At 34.4% G+C, this 17,843-nt stretch carries 16 protein-coding genes; 14 read left to right on the plus strand and 2 right to left on the minus strand.

The window, feature by feature from the left end; translation table 11 throughout:
* Positions 1 to 1,956 (minus strand): PKD domain-containing protein, encoded by a 1,956-nt coding sequence (locus tag WBG07_RS11765; RefSeq protein ID WP_340201531.1) that lies wholly within the window; start codon positions 1,954 to 1,956, stop codon positions 1 to 3.
* A 124-nt stretch (positions 1,957 to 2,080) separates the two neighbouring features.
* Positions 2,081 to 3,055, minus strand: a complete 975-nt coding sequence (locus WBG07_RS11770) for a hypothetical protein (protein ID WP_340201533.1) — start codon at positions 3,053 to 3,055, stop codon at positions 2,081 to 2,083.
* Positions 3,056 to 3,195: 140 nt separating this feature from the next.
* Here WBG07_RS11770 and WBG07_RS11775 point away from each other — a divergent pair, with 140 nt between their 5' ends.
* The 14 genes from WBG07_RS11775 (at position 3,196) to WBG07_RS11840 (ending at position 17,772) form a co-directional block, all read left to right on the plus strand.
* On the plus strand, positions 3,196 to 3,777 hold the full coding sequence (locus WBG07_RS11775) for an RNA polymerase sigma factor (RefSeq protein WP_340201535.1): 582 nt from the start codon (positions 3,196 to 3,198) through the stop codon (positions 3,775 to 3,777).
* Between the two features lie 5 nt (positions 3,778 to 3,782).
* Positions 3,783 to 4,517 (plus strand): hypothetical protein, encoded by a 735-nt coding sequence (locus WBG07_RS11780; RefSeq protein ID WP_340201537.1) that lies wholly within the window; start codon positions 3,783 to 3,785, stop codon positions 4,515 to 4,517.
* A 1,346-nt stretch (positions 4,518 to 5,863) separates the two neighbouring features.
* A complete protein-coding gene (locus tag WBG07_RS11785) occupies positions 5,864 to 6,853 on the plus strand; it encodes an AraC family transcriptional regulator (protein ID WP_340201539.1) in 990 nt (329 codons plus the stop codon).
* Between the two features lie 104 nt (positions 6,854 to 6,957).
* Positions 6,958 to 7,329 carry a hypothetical protein gene (locus tag WBG07_RS11790; RefSeq protein WP_340201541.1) on the plus strand — a complete coding sequence of 124 codons (372 nt, stop codon included), beginning with the start codon at positions 6,958 to 6,960 and terminating at the stop codon, positions 7,327 to 7,329.
* Positions 7,319 to 7,810 carry an anthrone oxygenase family protein gene (locus WBG07_RS11795; RefSeq protein ID WP_340201543.1) on the plus strand — a complete coding sequence of 164 codons (492 nt, stop codon included), beginning with the start codon at positions 7,319 to 7,321 and terminating at the stop codon, positions 7,808 to 7,810. Before WBG07_RS11790 ends, WBG07_RS11795 begins: the two co-directional genes overlap by 11 nt.
* Positions 7,811 to 7,861: 51 nt before the next feature.
* Positions 7,862 to 8,266 carry a DUF5367 family protein gene (locus WBG07_RS11800; protein ID WP_340201545.1) on the plus strand — a complete coding sequence of 135 codons (405 nt, stop codon included), beginning with the start codon at positions 7,862 to 7,864 and terminating at the stop codon, positions 8,264 to 8,266.
* Between the two features lie 66 nt (positions 8,267 to 8,332).
* Positions 8,333 to 9,178 (plus strand): NmrA family NAD(P)-binding protein, encoded by an 846-nt coding sequence (locus WBG07_RS11805; RefSeq protein WP_340201547.1) that lies wholly within the window; start codon positions 8,333 to 8,335, stop codon positions 9,176 to 9,178.
* Positions 9,179 to 9,201: 23 nt separating this feature from the next.
* A complete protein-coding gene (locus WBG07_RS11810) occupies positions 9,202 to 9,363 on the plus strand; it encodes a hypothetical protein (protein WP_340201549.1) in 162 nt (53 codons plus the stop codon).
* 475 nt (positions 9,364 to 9,838) lie between these two features.
* Positions 9,839 to 11,326, plus strand: coding sequence for an ArnT family glycosyltransferase (locus WBG07_RS11815; RefSeq protein WP_340201551.1), 1,488 nt, complete (start codon positions 9,839 to 9,841; stop codon positions 11,324 to 11,326).
* Positions 11,327 to 11,503: 177 nt separating this feature from the next.
* Complete coding sequence (locus WBG07_RS11820; protein WP_340201552.1) at positions 11,504 to 12,637, plus strand: glycoside hydrolase family 26 protein; 1,134 nt, start codon at positions 11,504 to 11,506, stop codon at positions 12,635 to 12,637.
* A gap of 136 nt (positions 12,638 to 12,773) precedes the next feature.
* On the plus strand, positions 12,774 to 13,124 hold the full coding sequence (locus WBG07_RS11825) for a ribose-5-phosphate isomerase (protein ID WP_340201554.1): 351 nt from the start codon (positions 12,774 to 12,776) through the stop codon (positions 13,122 to 13,124).
* A gap of 209 nt (positions 13,125 to 13,333) precedes the next feature.
* Entirely contained in the window at positions 13,334 to 14,482 is a 1,149-nt protein-coding gene (locus WBG07_RS11830) for a helix-turn-helix domain-containing protein (RefSeq protein ID WP_340201555.1), read from the plus strand.
* A 129-nt stretch (positions 14,483 to 14,611) separates the two neighbouring features.
* The gene (locus WBG07_RS11835) at positions 14,612 to 16,255 is read left to right on the plus strand and encodes a serine hydrolase domain-containing protein (RefSeq protein WP_340201557.1); all 1,644 of its coding nucleotides are present in this window, start codon (positions 14,612 to 14,614) and stop codon (positions 16,253 to 16,255) included.
* A 341-nt stretch (positions 16,256 to 16,596) separates the two neighbouring features.
* Entirely contained in the window at positions 16,597 to 17,772 is a 1,176-nt protein-coding gene (locus WBG07_RS11840; RefSeq protein ID WP_340201558.1) for a DmpA family aminopeptidase, read from the plus strand.
* Positions 17,773 to 17,843 lie beyond the last annotated feature (71 nt).

The raw sequence follows: 17,843 nt of genomic DNA on the forward strand, positions 1-17,843 counted from the left end.
TTAGAATTTCCAGATGGCATACAATTGCAGATAATTAAAGTTGTCTTCAAAATTCACTACATACCGCGCCCCTAAACTAGGCCCAATACGTGCAAACCCGGCAGTGACTTCTATTAGAAAACCAGTTCTTACATTCGTAAATGAATTAGAGCTGTTAAAAGATACTTCTTCTGTATTAAAAATGGGCGCATCAGGGGAGGTACCTTCAAACTGTGTTACAAGAATATTTTGCGCTTGTTTTTCACTTACAGAGATGGTTCCTTGTACACCGGCACCCAACCCTATATAATTATTTACGTTGTACCGCAAGAGAACCGGCACTTCCCAATCTACATTATCATAACTGGTATTGGTTGCCGTTCGTTCTAAAAACTGAAATCCTTGCGCACCATCTACAATTCTTTCTTCCACCTGGGTATTGCCATTATAGCTGTGAAAACTATTTAGTAATTCTACCTGCCAGTAGAGCCTGTAGGATTTATAAGGAGAAATAGTAGCTCCCAGAAAATAACTATTAGAATTATCTAAATTGGCAAAGGAATTATAGCCTGCTTTCACCCCTATAGAAATTCCCGGAAGAAACCGTGTGGTAGAATAATTGGTAATTATAGGTTCATTTTTGTCGAAAATAATGGATGTTCTGCTTTTGGTTTTCTTTTTATGAAAGTCTTTTGAAAACTTGATCTTGTATTTTACAAATCCCTTGGTAGAATCGTACTCTTTTACATTTTTCTGTTCGCTTCCGGGCAAATAAATATTCTTAAAAGTAAAAATAGCCTGCGTTTTTGTATAGGTAGTATCTAAGCAACTATACGCTACCTCCTTTTTAGGGCAGATGTCGCATTTAGGGTACATATCCGTTACTTGAAGCGTAGCTTTATCCAGCATGTCTGGAATGTCTGTTTCTAAACGAATGGTTCTGGCAGGCCCTTCCCCATTATTTTGAAACTTGATTTTGTATTTCAAGGTTTTAGAACGCACAAATCTGTAATTCAAAAAGGTAGCATTAGAAGACATTTTGTTAGGATCGTGCGAAGTCACAATCTCCATTTCCATTTCCTTTACTTTATGATTATCAAAATTAGCATCTGGAACGTACACCCCTCTTACCGATATAATGGCGCTGGTATCTTTGAGCATTTCTGGTGTTGTTTTTAAGGTAAAGAATATATTGCGTTCTTCATTGGGCTCCATAGAATTAAAATCAAACGAACTCCAATTCTTATAGTAGGTCTTGGCATCTTCAAGGGTTAAGGCAAGATTCATTTTTTCGGTTGAATCCTGTAACTGAGCATTATTGGTAAGGTAATTATGGGTTATAGAAGCTAGATAGGTATGGGTATCATTGGTTTCATTAGTATAAGCAAATACATTTTCTAGTGTCGCTTTTTCACCATGGTGGGTTCTGGTAGCTACCAACTCAAAATTATTGGCGTTGTATTTGTGTTCGTTATAGAATAGGTAGATTTTACCGTTGGTGGCATAATTTTTTAGATTTTTATACCTGAGAATAGCCACCATTTCTTCATTTGGAATGGGTTCTCTATTCCGCAGCAACTCAAAATCTGTTTCCATAGAAGCAGTTTCTTTCATAGCGGTAGTTACGGTATCTATGGCTACTTTTTTAGGCCTGGTAGTGGGCGGTTTTCCGGTGTCGTAATTATTAGTTGCCCAAAGGGTTACCTCATAGGTTCCTTTTTTACTGTAGGTGTGTTTTGGGTTTTCTTCGGTGCTATAATGTCCGTCGCCAAATTCCCAGTAATGGGTATAAAAAGCTTTAGGTGCCCCCGCAATTTGATTTAGCGGTGGTGTTTCCGGAGTAAAGTTTACGCTGTTTCCGTTGAGGTTGTATTTTATAGACGCTTCCCTGCTTAATGTATCATTTACCTTAATTTCTTGTGCTGTCCCAGCAATAGCTACTAATATGAAGAGATAAAACAGTCGTAATTTTTTCATGATTAGGTTAAAATTAAAGGTGTTGGTAGAGATTGAAAATAAGCATTAATTTCTAATTAGATCTAGAAAACATTAAAATCCGAAAGCCTGAACTTTCGGATTTTTAAATAAGGTAGGGATTGTATTACGGCAATCCGTTAATGATGGTAGTTAGTTCTGCTTCCGTAGCAATGGTGGTTTCACCTAAGGTAAATGTGAATACATCGTTAGCGGCTATGGTTACTGCTTTAATAGCATACCTCCAGTTTCCATTATCTTCGGTTGCAAAAATGATATGACACTCTAAGCCCACAGGCACTTGTCCATAATGCTCGCTAAATAATCCCGTTCCGGCATCGTAGGTATCTAAATTTGCCAATCCTGTTTCTTCTCCATCATACGATAAGTATACATTACTGTTTTGATTGTCAAAACCATCTGGCACACCTACTAAAATTGTTGTTTTGGGTCTTGGATCGTTGTAAAATCTATCTACATTGCTCCATCCAAAAGATTGGAAGAATGCATAGTATTGTCCGCCTTCACCAAATACACCCCCTTGTCCTGCAGCAGCATCTTCTTCTCTCCAGGCAAGGTTGTCATTTTCATCTATTTGGCCTTCCCAAAGAGTCATTGCAGGGTCTGTACCTCCGGTAAGATCAGAGGGTATAATCAACTGTATGTTACAGTTGGTTTCTAATGCAACCCCGTTTTGAGTAGCTTCCATAAAAAACTCACCTCCAGATATTAATAGAGCCTTGTCTCCGTTTGGTAATATCCCCATAGTAGGTTTGTTGGTACTTAACATGTTTCCTTTTTCAAAAAGTTCTACATATTCTAAATCAACCGTTCCAGATACCACATCTCCATTTAGGGTTAAGCAGTTGGTATTGATGTTGATTTGAACCCCGTTATCTGAAGTAAGGTTGATATTGCTACCATTGGCTTCAAATTGAAAGTTTTGTGTGTTGTTTTCTAAGGCAGCATCTTTTAAGTCTTTAAATGCTTGTGGGCTGGGGCCATCAAAAAATTGAACATCTACATCGTCATTAGTAGTACAACTGGTAAACATAAAAGCGGTTAAGAATGCGGTTCCTAGAATTGTTTTTAAATTTTTCATAATTTCTAAAGTTTATAATTATTATTTTGTTTTCAAATTGTGCAGCTTTAGTGCTGTTACAACTTTATATCAAAAGCCTTTGGAAATTGTTACCCCTATTTTGAGAAAAAAATTTAAATTCGTTGAAAACAAAGGGTTTAATGAGTGAAAAAAAAATACATGAAGACCAAAAATATATAGATGGTCTACGGGAAAACAACTCATTTATAATACAGGCGATCTATGATAAATTTGTTCCTAAGGTTGTCAATTATATAAAAGGGAATAGTGGAGACGCCGCACAGGCAAGAGATGTTGTACAAGAAATATTAGTCACCATATATGAACAGGCTACGTATAAAAAACTCCAATTAACCTGCCCCTTTGATGCGTATTTTTTCTTGCTGTGTAAGCGTAAGTGGTTAAATGAATTAAAAAAATCTTCTTATAAGGAGGTAACAATTAATGAAGAAGTCTTATCTAAAGGTGACGATGTAGATGAACTGGCTTTTAGCACAGAACTCTTTGGAGAAAAGCAGCTTTTATTTACCCGAATGTTTCAAAAGTTAGGCGAGGCATGTAAAGATTTATTAAAGGCTACCTTTAAAATTAAATCTATGGAAGAGGTTGCCGCTAGTTTAGGATTAACCTACGCCTATGCCAGAAAAAAGAAATCGCAGTGTATTGGGAAGTTAACAAAGCTCGTTCAGGAATCGCCAAAATTTAACCAGCTTAATAATTAGTTGTAATGGAAGATCAAGACTACATATTATTTGACAATTATATTTCAGGGGAGCTTACAGAAGATGCTAAGATGGCCTTTGAAAATAGATTGCGTACGGATGCGGCTTTTAAAAAATCGTATGAAACCTATCAAGAGGCAACCCATTTTTTAGCGCAAAAATTTGAGCATGAAGAAGCAACGGTAGCATTTAAAGAAAATTTACAAAAAATAGGAGATACGCATTTTAAAGAAACGCCCACTTCAAAGAAGGTACGCAGTTTTACTTTTTTAAAGTATGCAGTAGCTGCGTCTATCATTCTAATGATGGGCATCTTTTTGTTTGACCAAAATACAAGTCCGTCTTACGAAGATTTTATAACGTATGATACCTTGAGTTTAACCGTTAGAGGAGGAGAGACCAATGCCACCCAAAAAGCAGAAGAAGCTTTTAATACCAAGAATTTTAAAGTAGCAGAAGGCTATCTAAACACCCTTTTAGAAGCCGATGCTGATAATCAGGAATTGTTACTATACAAAGGAATCACCCTTTTAGAACAAGACAAGCTGGAGGAAGCAACGGCGCTATTTGAAAAAATACAACACGGCAATTCGGTATTTAAAAACAAGGCAAGCTGGTATTTGGCGTTAACCCATCTTAAAGCGGAAAAGTTTGCAGAGTGCAAAGCTAGTTTGGAAAGCATACCCGAAGATGCCGAAAGCTATGCACAGGCGCAGAAGCTCTTAGAGGCATTGGAGTAAACGATGCAACTGGCTATAGCGTAGGGTGGAGTATTTGGTAAATTCCCTTAGCTGTTTGGGTGTATAGAAGTGCCACCAACGCCCAATACGCATGCGGTATTCTATCGTTTATAATCTACACGAGGGGTTTTTGGAGACTGGCAATAGCTACCTGCTTATAAGAAACTTGTTTTATTTTGGCTGCTACCACAGGCTTTGTAAAAAGGCTTATTATAGGCTTTAAGGCAGCGTATCTTTTATTAGAATGCTTGCGGTAGGCGCTGGGGGCTTTTTGGGCTCGGAAAACCTGTTTTTAAAGGTGTAGTGGGTTAAGTGAACTTATTGGCATTTTTAAAAGTGGGTAAAATTTTTAAAAACACCTATTGCGGAGGAGTCTCTCGCAAGGATCAGTCAACGTAAACAAGGTTGCAGGGTTGGAGAAGCAAAAAAGATCAGAAAAGATACTTTTATTTAATATTCTAATGGTAGTCTGGATAGCTATGATGGTTAAGTTAGGGATCAAATATTATGGAGAAGTGTCTACTTGTTTTTCATTTCTTTTGCTCCTCCAAAAGAAACGAAACAAAGAAAAGAGGCCTTCGCCAATGAATTTTTTGACTTTAAAGTCAAAAATCAATTCCAAAACTTCGCGTCGCTTCGTACCTCCGCTCCTGTTCTTGAAGCTTTTGGAATTTATTCTGCGCCGAAGGGATTCACTGCGTAGTGCTTTAATTAAGAAGGAGCGTAGCGACGGAACTCTAAGGTTTTGGGTACCAAACACTATCACAAAAACGTATCAAGATTCAAATCTGGACACAGAGGTGTTTGAAGTGCAGTCTTAGTATGAGAAATCTTTTAGATTGCTAACCAAATGCTTTTGAGCATATAATTCTTTCCGAACCCCTCGACTTTGCTCCATTTGCCGCTCTGGGATTTTTGATTAGGTTTTTAATTGTGATTGACCCCTACTATAAGGGATTCTTTTGGTTTCCCCACGCCGCCTGGCTGCTTCACTAAAAACAGCTACTAGCTGTTTTCTTTACGTTCGCCCCTAGACAAGCAAAGAAAATGAACGCAAGTAACTTATATGCAACAATTTTAATAAATAAAATACCCTATTTAAGGTTAAAAATAAAACTGAAATTAGATCGAACTCACGTTATCTAAAATCACGTTATCTAAAATCATCAAAATAGGAATGAGATACTTTTTTAGCCCAATATGTATACAATAGCTAAAAATTAGCTTTTCTCATAAACAAAAGTAGAAATACGTATTTTTATTCTAAATCTTTGGTGGTTTTGAGACAAACTGCCATTGGCAATAATTATAAAGAAATTGAAAATCTGCAATATTAGTTCTAAAAAATGAAATACTTTTCTATAAATCTATATCTCAAGATGCTTAATTGTGCGATAGCTGAAGGCATGTCTAGAAATGATTTTATGGAATTGCCTACATCAATAGATGAAGCAGAACATTTACAGGTTATTGCTGCGGACGAATTTCTGGATTTACATGAATTATTGGACGATAAACTTGGTCCTGGATTTGGGATTCGTGTAGGTCAACAAATGCTTATTGAGGATTATGGTGTTTTAGGACTTTCGTGGCGCACCTGCTCAAGGGTAGGTGAAATTTTTGAAAGGAGTGAACGCTACTTCAAATTATTATCCAACACCTTTGTATGGCAAATTCAAAAAGAAGAAAACGTCTCTCATGTCACTCTCAACAGGGAAGCTCATAGAAGAGGCATGGAACTATCCACAGAAGCAAGTTTATCTGCAGCGGTTGTTGTATTACAAGCCATTTCTGAAAAACATATTTCACCAACTCAAGTCAGTTTTAAGCACAAGTCACCAAAAGACTTAACCAGCTTCAATATAGCATTTAATTGTCCTATATTATTTAATCAACCACAATATGCGATAAGCTATAAAACAGAAGACCTTAATTTAAGAACAGCCAAAGCCGATGCCAGCATTAATAGTTACCTCTTACAACAAGTTGATGAAAAAACTAAAGGCATTAAAATCCCAGGCACAAAATTTGTCAGAGATGTCGAATCTCTCATAAAAGACGCACTACCCACCGGAATTCCAAGTATTCATAATATTGCGGACCTTACTGCTATGAGTAACCGAACGCTTACGAGAAGACTTTCGGAAGCAGGTGTTACTTATCGTGACTTAATTAAAAAGACTCAAGAAAACATCGCAAAGGATATGCTGGGGAATACTACACAAAGCGTTGGCGAAATTGCATTCTTAACAGGTTTTTCCGAGCAAAGTGCATTCAATCGTGCTTTTAAAAAATGGACAGAACAAACACCATCAGAATTTAGAAAGTCCATCTAAAATTAGCCATTTGGCCCAAAATGTCAAAATCTTGTCTTTAAGTGTCAAAAAACTCTTTTGAACACTTCACATCTTTGTATCATCAAATTAATTAACACAATTTAATGATGGTTACGATAGTAAAATTTATAATAGGAATTATTATAACACTTTTAGTTAATTCAACAGATACTTATGAATCAATTGACACAAATAACGAACAAAGTGAATTGTATGCATCAAGTTATTTAAGTAAATCCCATAACGAAAAAGCATTCCAAATTTTAGATAACAAATGCAACGTTTGCCATAACAAACGGAACAAAAGGCGTGTATTCACAACAGAAAATATGAATTCTTGGGCAAATGATATTTATACGCAAGTCTATGTTAAGAAACGAATGCCTAAGGGTAAAAAAATAAAACTCAACTCTAATGAGTATCAAGAATTATTAACCTGGATATCATCCACTAAAACTTCAACCAATGGAATTTAAACTAAAGTTTATCGTGCTAATGCTTGGTATATTATTTACTGGTCTTACAGCTGGACTTTGCTTTACTTGGTCTAATGCTGTTACACCTGGGATAGGTCGGCTAGACAACTTAACCTTCTTAAAATCTTTTCAATCAATGAATAGAGTTATCATAAATGGCAGTTTTATAGTGGTGTTTTTTGGACCTGTATTATTACTTTTTTTCAATAGTTATTTATTTAAGAGTAACGGCACCAGCTTTTGGCTATTTCTAATTGCAGCAATACTCTTTTTTATAGGAATTGGCTTGGTTACCATTTTTGGTAACGTTCCGCTAAATGAAGTTTTGGACAAGTCCAATTTAGAAAAACTTTCAAAAATTGAATTACAAGAGCTTCGAAACAAATTTGAAAACCCTTGGAATCGTTGGCATTCCATAAGAACACTCTCATCATTTAGCGCTTTCGTGCTCTTAATCATAGGTATGCTTTACACAAAATAAGACAAGCCATCAAAGAGCCATAACAAATCATCAATCAAAAAACGAACAGTTATGAAACATTTAAGAGCTATTAGTATTGGAATTATAATTTGGATTATCGGCGTGAGCTTATATGCGTTATCCTTTTATGTACCACTTTTAGAAAATGCAGAACAACAAGCTAATATATGGCTGTCTATAGTCATAGTACCAGTGGTTTGGTTGGGAGCAAAATTGTATTACGGAAAGAACATTAGTACTCACGGATTATGGATTGGTCTGATTTTCTTAACGATTTCAGCAATTTTAGATACACTCATTACTGTTCCCTTTACAATACTTCCCTATGGAGGAACCTATTATGATTTCTTCGTCGATTTCAGCTTTTGGTTTATTGCACTAGAGTTTATTGCTACGGTAATCTTGTATTGGTACACCAAAGTTTATCCCAAAAGAAAATCAGCATACTATTTATAAAAGTAAAATCAAAAAATTTCCGTCTGCGTGGAAATGAACATTAACATCTATTTAAAACGAAAAACAATGAAAACAGAAAACATTTTAGTTATCGGAGGAACTGGAAAAACAGGTCGCCGAGTTGCAGAAAACTTAACTCAATTAGGTCACAACGTACGCGTTGTAAGTAGAAAAACTAATCCAGCATTTGATTGGGCAAATTCTGACACCTACAATGATGCTTTAAAAAATATGGACAGAGCCTACATCGTATATTATCCTGATTTGGCCTTGCCTGGCTCTAGAGACGCTATCACGACACTTACTAAAAAAGCTTTAGGTGCTGGTTTAGAAAAAGTGGTATTACTCTCTGGTAAAGGTGAAACTGAAGCTGAAGCTTGCGAGGAAATCGTAGCAAATTCTGGCTTAAACTATACATTAGTTAGAGCATCTTGGTTTAATCAAAATTTTAGTGAAGGTGCATTTTTAGAATTTGTACTAAATGGCACTGTTGCGTTACCAATGCCAGAAGCAAAAATTCCATTTGTCGATGTCAATGATATAGCAGATGTAGTTTCTAAAGTTATAGTCGATGATACTTATAATGGACAAACCATAACCGTCACGGGACCTCAAAAAAGAACCTTTAAAGAAGTCGTTGAAATTATGGCTGAAGCCACCAACAAACAAATACAATTTATGCCAATTTCTATTAACGAATTTAAGGATGGAATGAGAAAAGCAGGACTTCCAGATTCTTATGTATGGCTCTTCGGTTATTTATTCCAAGAAGTATTAGGAAATCCTGAGAACCAAGAGGTCTCTGATGATGTTGCCAAAGTATTAGGTAGATCTGCTAAAGATTTTGAAACCTTCGCTAAGCAAACTGCTGCAACTGGTATTTGGAATCAGTCAATTGCTCAGAGTTTATAACTTAAACATCTAAAAATCAAAATGTGAAAAATAAACATATAACATTAGGTTTAGTTTTTGGAGCAGGAATTGGACTTTGCATTGGAGTCTTAATAAATAGTATTGCCATTGGTTTGTTATTAGTAGCTGGTGTTGGTTTAGTCCTTGTAGCTGTTCTTGGAAATGGAGTTAAAAAAAGAGAATGAGAAATAGGAATTGAAAACACAAAATCTTAATTGAACTATGGCTAACAAGGGTAAGCGTTGCACAAGCCTTTTGTAGGTAAAAACTGGATTATTTTAAGCCCTATTAAGGGCTTTTTCCAATTTATTTCTCTTTACTGGAGGCTAAATTTAGAGGCTTTTAATGAAGCCAAAACCAGCCTTGGAGTAATGATCTTATAGCTTACATAAAAGTGATGCTTTCAACCTCACTTTTCATTTTATTTTGAGTGAATGTTAAGTAATTCGCAAAGTTTATTACATATTGGAAGACAAAACAGCATCTCTGGAATACTATTTAAAATCATCAAAATAGGAATGAGATACTTTTTTAGCCCAAGATGTATACAATAGCTAAAAATTAGCTGCTCTCACAAGCAAAAGTAGAAATACGTATTTTTATTCTAAATCTTTGGTGGTTTTGAGACAAACTGCCATTATCTGCAAGCTGAAATAACCAATGAAGAAATATCTACCAATAATTTTGATTTTGTCCTTTATCAAACTAATCATACAATGGTTTGGAAATGGAAACTACGGATTCCACCGTGATGAGCTACTTCACCTTTCTGTAAGTGAACACTTAGCTTGGGGCTTTATGGAATTTCCCCCTCTTATAGCCTTTATTGGAAAAGTTTCTTATTGGTTTTTTGATTATTCACTGTTGGGAGTACGCCTTTTTCCAACCCTTGCGGGTGTTGGGATTTTGGTTTTATGTTGTTTAATTGCTAAAGAGCTCGGTGGGAAATCAAAAGCGATTTTCCTAGCAGGAATATGCATTTTGGCATTTCTACCTTTTTATCGCAATCATACCTTATTCCAACCTGTTGCGTTTGACCAATTATTCTGGACGCTTGGGTTTTACTTTTTTATCAGATTCATTAACACAGAACATATAAAATTCTTAATGCTCTTAGGACTCACTTTAGGCTTGGGCTTATTGAATAAATACACCATTTTAGTTTGGGCTTTTGCCATGTTCGTTGGACTGTTTTTCTATAAAAAAGGGAATGCTTTTAAAAATAAGTGGTTTTACGTTTCTGCATTCATCTCATTATTAATATTCTTACCCAATATTATCTGGCAAATCCAAAATGATTTCCCGCTATTACGGCATTTGCAGACATTAAATGAAAATCAGCTTGAGAAAATAAGTACATCAGCGTTTATTTTAGAACAACTTGAAATTACGCCACCATTTATTATGTTCCTTTGTGGTCTAATTGGATTATTGTTCAGTAAAAGGTTAAAGAATTACAGAAGCATCGGAATTGCTTCATTAGTCATATTTTTGACTATGTGGGTACTGAAAGCAAAAACATACTATGTATTTGCATTATATCCAGTCGTATTTGCGGCTGGTGCTGTTGTTATAAGTAATCTATTGGTAAAAAAGCCATTTATCATCTATTTAGTAGCTGCATCGGTATTACTGCCTATGGTCTACTTTATTCCGCAACTAACTCCTATTCTTCCTATTGAAAAATACGTTGAATTTTATCAAATAGAAGAAGATAATGGCCGCATAGAATTAACTGGAGATTATGCAGATATGTTTGGTTGGGAAGAACAAGTGAAATTAGTAGATAGTGTTTATCAAACTTTAAGTATCGAAGAAAAAAATAATTGCGTATTGTGGGCCGAGAATTATGGAGAAGCAGGAGCTCTCAAAATTTTAGGCAATCAGTATGGTCTTCCAAATCCAATAAGTAGGCACGGAAGTTTTTGGACTTGGGGATATGGTAATAAAAATGCCGATGTATGGATAAGTTTAGGTAATGAGAAACCCTCTGTAGAATATGTTTTTGAAGAGGTTGAATTGGTGAAAATGATCACTCACAAATATGCAATCAATGAAGAGAACGGAATCCCACTTTACATCTGTAGAAAACCAAAAATTGATATAGAAAACTGGTGGAAAGATTATAAAGATCATGTATTTGATTAAAAAAACCAGCAGGTAAAAACGTATGTAAAAATCATGGTTCTAGGCTTAAACGGAAGGTAAATAAAAAATATAGCTCAGTAAAAATACAAGAAGTAAGTACAGATTCGTTACTTTTCATAGGCTAACCGCTGGAATTAATATAGTAAAAGTGTTCATAAAATAAAAAATCTATAGATTATGATTTTTAGTAAAAAAATATTTAAACCCAATGCTTTATATTTCATCACTTCCATAATGTTATTTTTATCATCATTTGTGATGTCTCAAGAAAAAAAGCCTAAAGGTTCAGAATTAGCAGCACCTGAAATTGAAAAGATGGTATCAAAAATTAATACTGAAGTTAATCCTGAATTTGTTTACGATTTTGACAAGACAAAATTTGTTCCTCAACAGGGAAAAAAATTACTTATCATGGGACAAACGGTTGAAAGTATAAAAGAGTATAGAGATAGCTTTCAAAATGAACCGGTTCCAAGTGGTTGGTCTGCTTATTGGGGAGTAACAGAATTTAAAGGTGTTACAAAGTCTCATAAAAACGATACGGGCAGTACACAAAATCATCAAATGTTAATTGATAGCTTTCCAAATACAGTTATACAAAGTGCAATGTGGATGGTAGGCAAATGGGATGTTGCAAAAAAAGCAGGCAAAGGAGACTATGATAAGGTTATCAAAAAATATGGTGCTTGGGCAAAATCTACTAAGAGACCTATTTACCTAAGAATAGGCTACGAATTTGATGGGCCTCATAACGAACTAGAACCCAAGATATATATAAAGGCATACAAGCACATCGTTGATCTTTTACGAAAAGAAGGTGTGAATAATATTGCATTTGTTTGGCACTCTTACGCTGCTGTACCTTTCAAAAACTACCAACTATCTGATTGGTATCCTGGTGATACTTATGTAGATTGGATAGGCATCTCAGTTTTTGGTCATGCATACGGTAATTCTGATTTTGGTACACATTGTGATGACGTTCTACAGTTTGCCAAACTAAAGAAAAAACCTGTAATGATTGCTGAATCTAACCCAATTAAAGGTATTTATAATGACAATACTGATGTTTGGGATCAGTGGTTTGTTAATTTTTTCACCTTTATTTATAATAAGAATATCAAAGCCGTTAGTTTCATAAACGAAGATTGGGAAAGACTCTACATTCAAGGAATTTCCGATTGGAAAGATTCTCGCCTTTTTAATAATGAAAAAATAGCAAAGGCATGGTTTATGGAAACCAATAGAAACGTTTATTTAAAGCAATCGCCTGAACTCTATGGGCAATTAGGATATAAAAAACAAAAATAGCTAGTGCATAAATTCGCTGCTAGTTTTATGCAAACATTGTCAACAAGCAAAAAATGGATAAATGATTGAAGATGAAATAAATGAAATTGCTGAAATAAGAAAATTGAAAAACGAATGAGAATAATTGAGATAAGTAATGCCTAAAGTTCAGTATAGCATATATGTCATAGAATTATCCAAACGGGTATTTTCTGAAAATTCAAGGTTTAGGGCAGCAAATCCACAATTTAATGGAGTTTTGCAGTGCCTATATGTTGGAATGACAAGTAAAACTCCCAAGGAAAGATTTCTACAACATAAAACAGGATATAGAAATAAGAAAGGTTATAAACTTTCTTCAAACATAGTCCAGAAGTACGGTATGTATTTAAGACCTAGTCTTTACAATCATATTGACCCATTACCAACAAGAACAGAAGCACTAAAAATGGAAGAAAGGCTTGCACTAGAATTAAGGAGGCAAAGATATGCTGTCTGGTATAATTAAATGCCAGTTAGTGTAACTACATTAGCCGTTGCACAAGTCACTAATTAAAAAGAACTGTCTTCTTTTTAGCCCAAGATAAATACAATCGCTAAAAATTAGCTTTTCTCACAAGCAAAAGTAGAAATACGTATTTTTAATCTGAATCTTTTGGTAGTTTTGAAGCAAACTGCCGTTGTGTACAATGATGAAAACAATAAACTTTATAACTAATGGATAAACTTACAATAGTAGGCACTATTACTTTTGTTATTCTGTTTTTTTCCGTATTGCTGTCCTTTTTTCTACTAACTGTAAAACCTAAAAACAAAATAGGAAATATATTATTAGCCATATACTTTATTGCATTTGCAATACATATTAGTGTTTTCTTCTATTCTCAATATATAGAGTTTCCATCTGTTATTGAAATGTTACGAGATCAAATTATTGATGTATCGAGTCCGCTACTTTTTTTGTATCTATTGTCTAATATATACTCAGATTTTAAACTTCGCCTTATACACCTTTTACATTTGCTTCCTTTAATTATTGGCATTTTAATATTCACGCCTCGATTTTATGGAGTTAGTGAAAGCGATAGAATACTTTTTACTGAAAATTTCAACTCGCAAATTGAAGTGAAAATTAGTTATGCAGTTAGCACACTGATTAGCTTATTTTACTTGATTTTAATGTTTATTGAATTAAAAAAATACAAAAAACTACTAATAGAAAATTATTCAAATACATCTTCTTTTAACTACAAATGGCTATATCAATTAACCTTAGTTGTTTCGTTTATTTTTGCATTTTCTCAATGTAAACAATTGTATAAATTGACAGGTAGTGATGTAGATACCTTAAATTTAATGCGTCTGTTACTTATAGTAGTTTTATTAGGCTTTCTATTTTGGATTGTATTGAAAAGTATGTATCAACCGGAATTATTTAAGGCCATTGATTCTAAACATCTTTTAATAACTGAAGAACTAAAAAAACCGTATGTAGTTACAGAGGTGGATAGTGTAGTAAAGTCAAAAATTAAAGATCTGGAGCATTTCATGCAGGAGAAAGAACCCTTTCTGGATGCTTCCTTAACTATTCAGAAATTAGCGTATCAATTTGGAATACCTTCACGAGAATTATCTATTTTAATCAATCATCATTTAAATCAGCATTTCTTTGATTTCATAACAACGTATCGTATAAAAAAAGCAATCACATTAATAAAAGATCCTTCAAATAAAAAGCTTACTTTTTTAGAAATTTTGTACGATGTTGGCTTTAATTCTAAATCTCCTTTCAATAAGGCTTTTAAAAAACATACAGGATTAACACCAACGGAGTATCGCGCAAAAATCTTAAAAACAGCACGTTAGAATAAAGTAGCACGTCTTTTGAAAAAGTAACACGTACTTATAGTGTAAAAAAGCGTACTACTTTATTTAGTTGTACGCCATATTAATTACTTCTTTTCACTTTTGTCTTGAATTTAAAATACAACAAAAATGAAAACGCTTTTTTTATCAATCTTTACTTTGCTAAGCTTCTCTGCTTTTGCACAAAATAGATCGCAAGACATCAATACTCAAAAAGCAAATACGTTGCTCAATGAATATTTAATAAAAAATACCCCAGGAATAGCTGTTTCTGTAATTAAAGATGGTAACGTCATCTTTAAAAACAATAGGGGCTATTCCAACTTAGAGCACATGATTCCTATCACAGATTCTACAAAATTTGTTGTGGGCTCCATATCCAAACAATTTACAGCATTCTCAATCTTACTATTAGAAGATGAAGGAAAACTTTCTATAGATGAGGCCATTGTAAAATATTTACCTGAACTTAATGGATTACCACATAATGTAACCATCAAGCATTTTCTAAACCATACTAGTGGATTTAGAGATGTAACAGATTTGAATAGTCTAAAGGGAAGAACAGATTTAGATCGTACAAGTCAAGCACAAATGGTAAATCTACTATTAAGACAAAAAGGATTAAATTTTATCCCAGGCACTAGATTTCAATATTGTAATTCTGGGTATGTGCTATTAGCGGAAATTGTGGCGCGTGTTTCTGGAGTGACATTTGCAGAGTTTGTACATAAAAGAGTTTTTGAACCTCTTACTATGAAAAACAGCCTTTTTTTAGATGACCCAGGTCTAGTGATTAAAAACAAGGCACTTTCTTATGTTAAACGAAATAACAAGTATTATTATATCCCACTTAATAGGTCTATCGTTGGATCTACAGGACTTTATACCACAATTAGCGATTTGTCTCTTTGGGCTAACAATTTTGACCATATAATCATTGGAAGTGAAAGTATATTTAAAAAAATGGAGACAAAAAGTCATTTAAACAATGGCGAAATCATTCCGTATGCATTAGGTCAAGAATTAAAAGTTTACAAAGGTTTAGATGTTATTTTTCATGGAGGTGGAGATGCAGGTTATAGATCGTATTTATTAAGAGTGCCTGAACATAAACTTAATATTGCTGTGTCTGGTAATTTTGAATCATTCAATCCTTTAAATATTTCTTATGGTTTGATAGATATTTTTTTATCTGATGACATTGAAAACCCTATCAAAAAAGAACTGCCCAATTACACACATAAGAATTTAAAAAAGTTTGAAGGAGATTATCAAGTTTTTCCAGGTTTATACATAACTATGATAGCCCACCAGGATTCTCTTTTCTTTAAGAGTTATGGCAATGATGATAAATTGAAATTACCTGTTTTTGGAGAAAATGAATTTGAGTTTCCAGCAAGAGCACATAGTAGGTTCAAGTTTACAAAAAATGGTCTTAATTGGCATTTTTCAGACTTCCATTATCCAGCAAAAAAAGTTGTTCTGAATCCTCCAATATATGCTGATATAGATTTAAATGAGCTTACAGGAATTTACAGAAATAGTGAAGTTGAAACTTCTTATGAATTTATCATAAAAGATAATATGATAATAGCTACCCATAACTTTAATAATGATATAGAACTAAAGCCAATAGACAAAGATAGTTTCATAACTGATGTACCATATATGGGTCGAGTGGAGTTTACAAGAAACAGCAAAGGAGACATTGATGGGTGTAAGATATCGGGACAGAATTCCTATGATGTATTTTTCTATAAAAGTGAATAAAATAATGACACCTAACACCGGTAAGTATTGTACGAGCCTTTAGAATGAATAAAAACTCGGTTTTTAAACCGTCCCTACACTTTGGGATAAGCGGTTTTCTCTATTTGCATGATAATGTATACTAAATTCAAGGTTCCTAAAACAGATTTACAGACGGTGGTAAAAATTAGTTGGGGGAATGCGTTTACTTAAATTAAAATCAATTATTTATTCTAACTAATTTACAAACCCCAAAAAGTAAGGGCTCACGTATTATAATCGGGTTGTATTTGCTAACTTAGGTGCTTAGAATACGCAACAAACTAAAGAAACACATTGCACCACATTAAAAGCCAATCAACATGAAAAGAATTTTTATCGTTTTTTTAGTAATGCTACTTAGCTTGCAATCTTACGGACAAAAACCAAGAGCAAGAGATTTAGGAGTTCCATTTGTTGGCAAAACAGGAGCATTTAATGCAATCACAGATGTGAAAGGAGTAGAGGTAGGATATAGCACTATAATTTCTGGAGAAGGCGAAAATATAATTGGCAAAGGCCCTGTAAGAACTGGAGTTACTGCAATATTTCCAAGAGGAAAAGCCAAAAAATTCAGTCCGGTTTATGCCAATTGGTACAGTCTAAATGGAAATGGAGAAATGACAGGTACCACTTGGGTTACCGAATCAGGATTTTTAGAAACACCAATTATGATAACCAACACTAATAGTGTAGGTGTTGTTAGAGACGCAGTATTGAAGTGGTATGTAGATACAGATTGGTATAGGGGAGAAGATTGGTGGTACACCTATCCCGTAGTAGCTGAAACCTATGATGGTTTCCTTAACGACATCTATGGTTTTCACGTCAAAGAAGAAAATGTAATGGAAGCTATAAAAAATTCATCGAGCGGAAAGATTGCTGAAGGAAATGTTGGGGGAGGAACTGGAATGATGTGCCTAGGCTTTAAGGGAGGAACAGGAACGTCCTCAAGAGTTTTTAAAATCAAGGATTCAACATATACAGTTGGAGCAATTGTTCAATCAAATTTTGGAGCTAAAAGAAACCTATCCATCGCGGGTGTTCCTGTGGGTGTTGAATTAAAAGACACTTTAAAATACACATTTAATGCACCACCAAAATCAAGGAGACAAGAAGGAGATGGTTCAATTATAGTAATTATAGCAACAGACGTACCTCTTTTACCTCATCAACTAAAAAGAATTGCTCAAAGAATACCATTAGGAGTTGGCATTGTAGGTGGACGAGGAAGTAACGGCTCGGGAGATATTTTTTTAGCCTTCTCAACAGCAAATGAAAAGGCATTCAATCGTGATGAAATGACCACTGTAGTAACCATGGCAAATGATTTACTTATGCCAGTTTTTGAAGCGACTGTTCAAGCTGTTGAAGAAGCAATTATTAATGCAATGGTGGCCGCTGAAACTATGGAAGGAATCAACGGAAACAAAGCCTATGCATTACCACACGATTTACTGATTAAAACCTTGAAAAAATACAATCGCTTGAAAGAATAAGGATTTACAACCATGGCAGATAGCTGTATACACTTATTGATTTTTCTGAAACCTATGATATAAATCTTTTC

Origin of the sequence: Ascidiimonas meishanensis, assembly GCF_037782385.1 — a bacterium.
GTDB lineage: Bacteria > Bacteroidota > Bacteroidia > Flavobacteriales > Flavobacteriaceae > Ascidiimonas > Ascidiimonas meishanensis.

What these genes read in the sequence shown, in the direction of transcription:
- WBG07_RS11765 (WP_340201531.1), bottom strand. Translation starts at nt 1,956, where the DNA reads ATGAAAAAATTACGACTGTTTTATCTCTTCATATTAGTAGCTATTGCT.
- WBG07_RS11770 (WP_340201533.1), bottom strand. Translation starts at nt 3,055, where the DNA reads ATGAAAAATTTAAAAACAATTCTAGGAACCGCATTCTTAACCGCTTTT.
- WBG07_RS11775 (WP_340201535.1), top strand. Translation starts at nt 3,196, where the DNA reads ATGAGTGAAAAAAAAATACATGAAGACCAAAAATATATAGATGGTCTA.
- WBG07_RS11780 (WP_340201537.1), top strand. Translation starts at nt 3,783, where the DNA reads ATGGAAGATCAAGACTACATATTATTTGACAATTATATTTCAGGGGAG.
- WBG07_RS11785 (WP_340201539.1), top strand. Translation starts at nt 5,864, where the DNA reads ATGAAATACTTTTCTATAAATCTATATCTCAAGATGCTTAATTGTGCG.
- WBG07_RS11790 (WP_340201541.1), top strand. Translation starts at nt 6,958, where the DNA reads ATGATGGTTACGATAGTAAAATTTATAATAGGAATTATTATAACACTT.
- WBG07_RS11795 (WP_340201543.1), top strand. Translation starts at nt 7,319, where the DNA reads ATGGAATTTAAACTAAAGTTTATCGTGCTAATGCTTGGTATATTATTT.
- WBG07_RS11800 (WP_340201545.1), top strand. Translation starts at nt 7,862, where the DNA reads ATGAAACATTTAAGAGCTATTAGTATTGGAATTATAATTTGGATTATC.
- WBG07_RS11805 (WP_340201547.1), top strand. Translation starts at nt 8,333, where the DNA reads ATGAAAACAGAAAACATTTTAGTTATCGGAGGAACTGGAAAAACAGGT.
- WBG07_RS11815 (WP_340201551.1), top strand. Translation starts at nt 9,839, where the DNA reads ATGAAGAAATATCTACCAATAATTTTGATTTTGTCCTTTATCAAACTA.
- WBG07_RS11820 (WP_340201552.1), top strand. Translation starts at nt 11,504, where the DNA reads ATGATTTTTAGTAAAAAAATATTTAAACCCAATGCTTTATATTTCATC.
- WBG07_RS11825 (WP_340201554.1), top strand. Translation starts at nt 12,774, where the DNA reads ATGCCTAAAGTTCAGTATAGCATATATGTCATAGAATTATCCAAACGG.
- WBG07_RS11830 (WP_340201555.1), top strand. Translation starts at nt 13,334, where the DNA reads ATGGATAAACTTACAATAGTAGGCACTATTACTTTTGTTATTCTGTTT.
- WBG07_RS11835 (WP_340201557.1), top strand. Translation starts at nt 14,612, where the DNA reads ATGAAAACGCTTTTTTTATCAATCTTTACTTTGCTAAGCTTCTCTGCT.
- WBG07_RS11840 (WP_340201558.1), top strand. Translation starts at nt 16,597, where the DNA reads ATGAAAAGAATTTTTATCGTTTTTTTAGTAATGCTACTTAGCTTGCAA.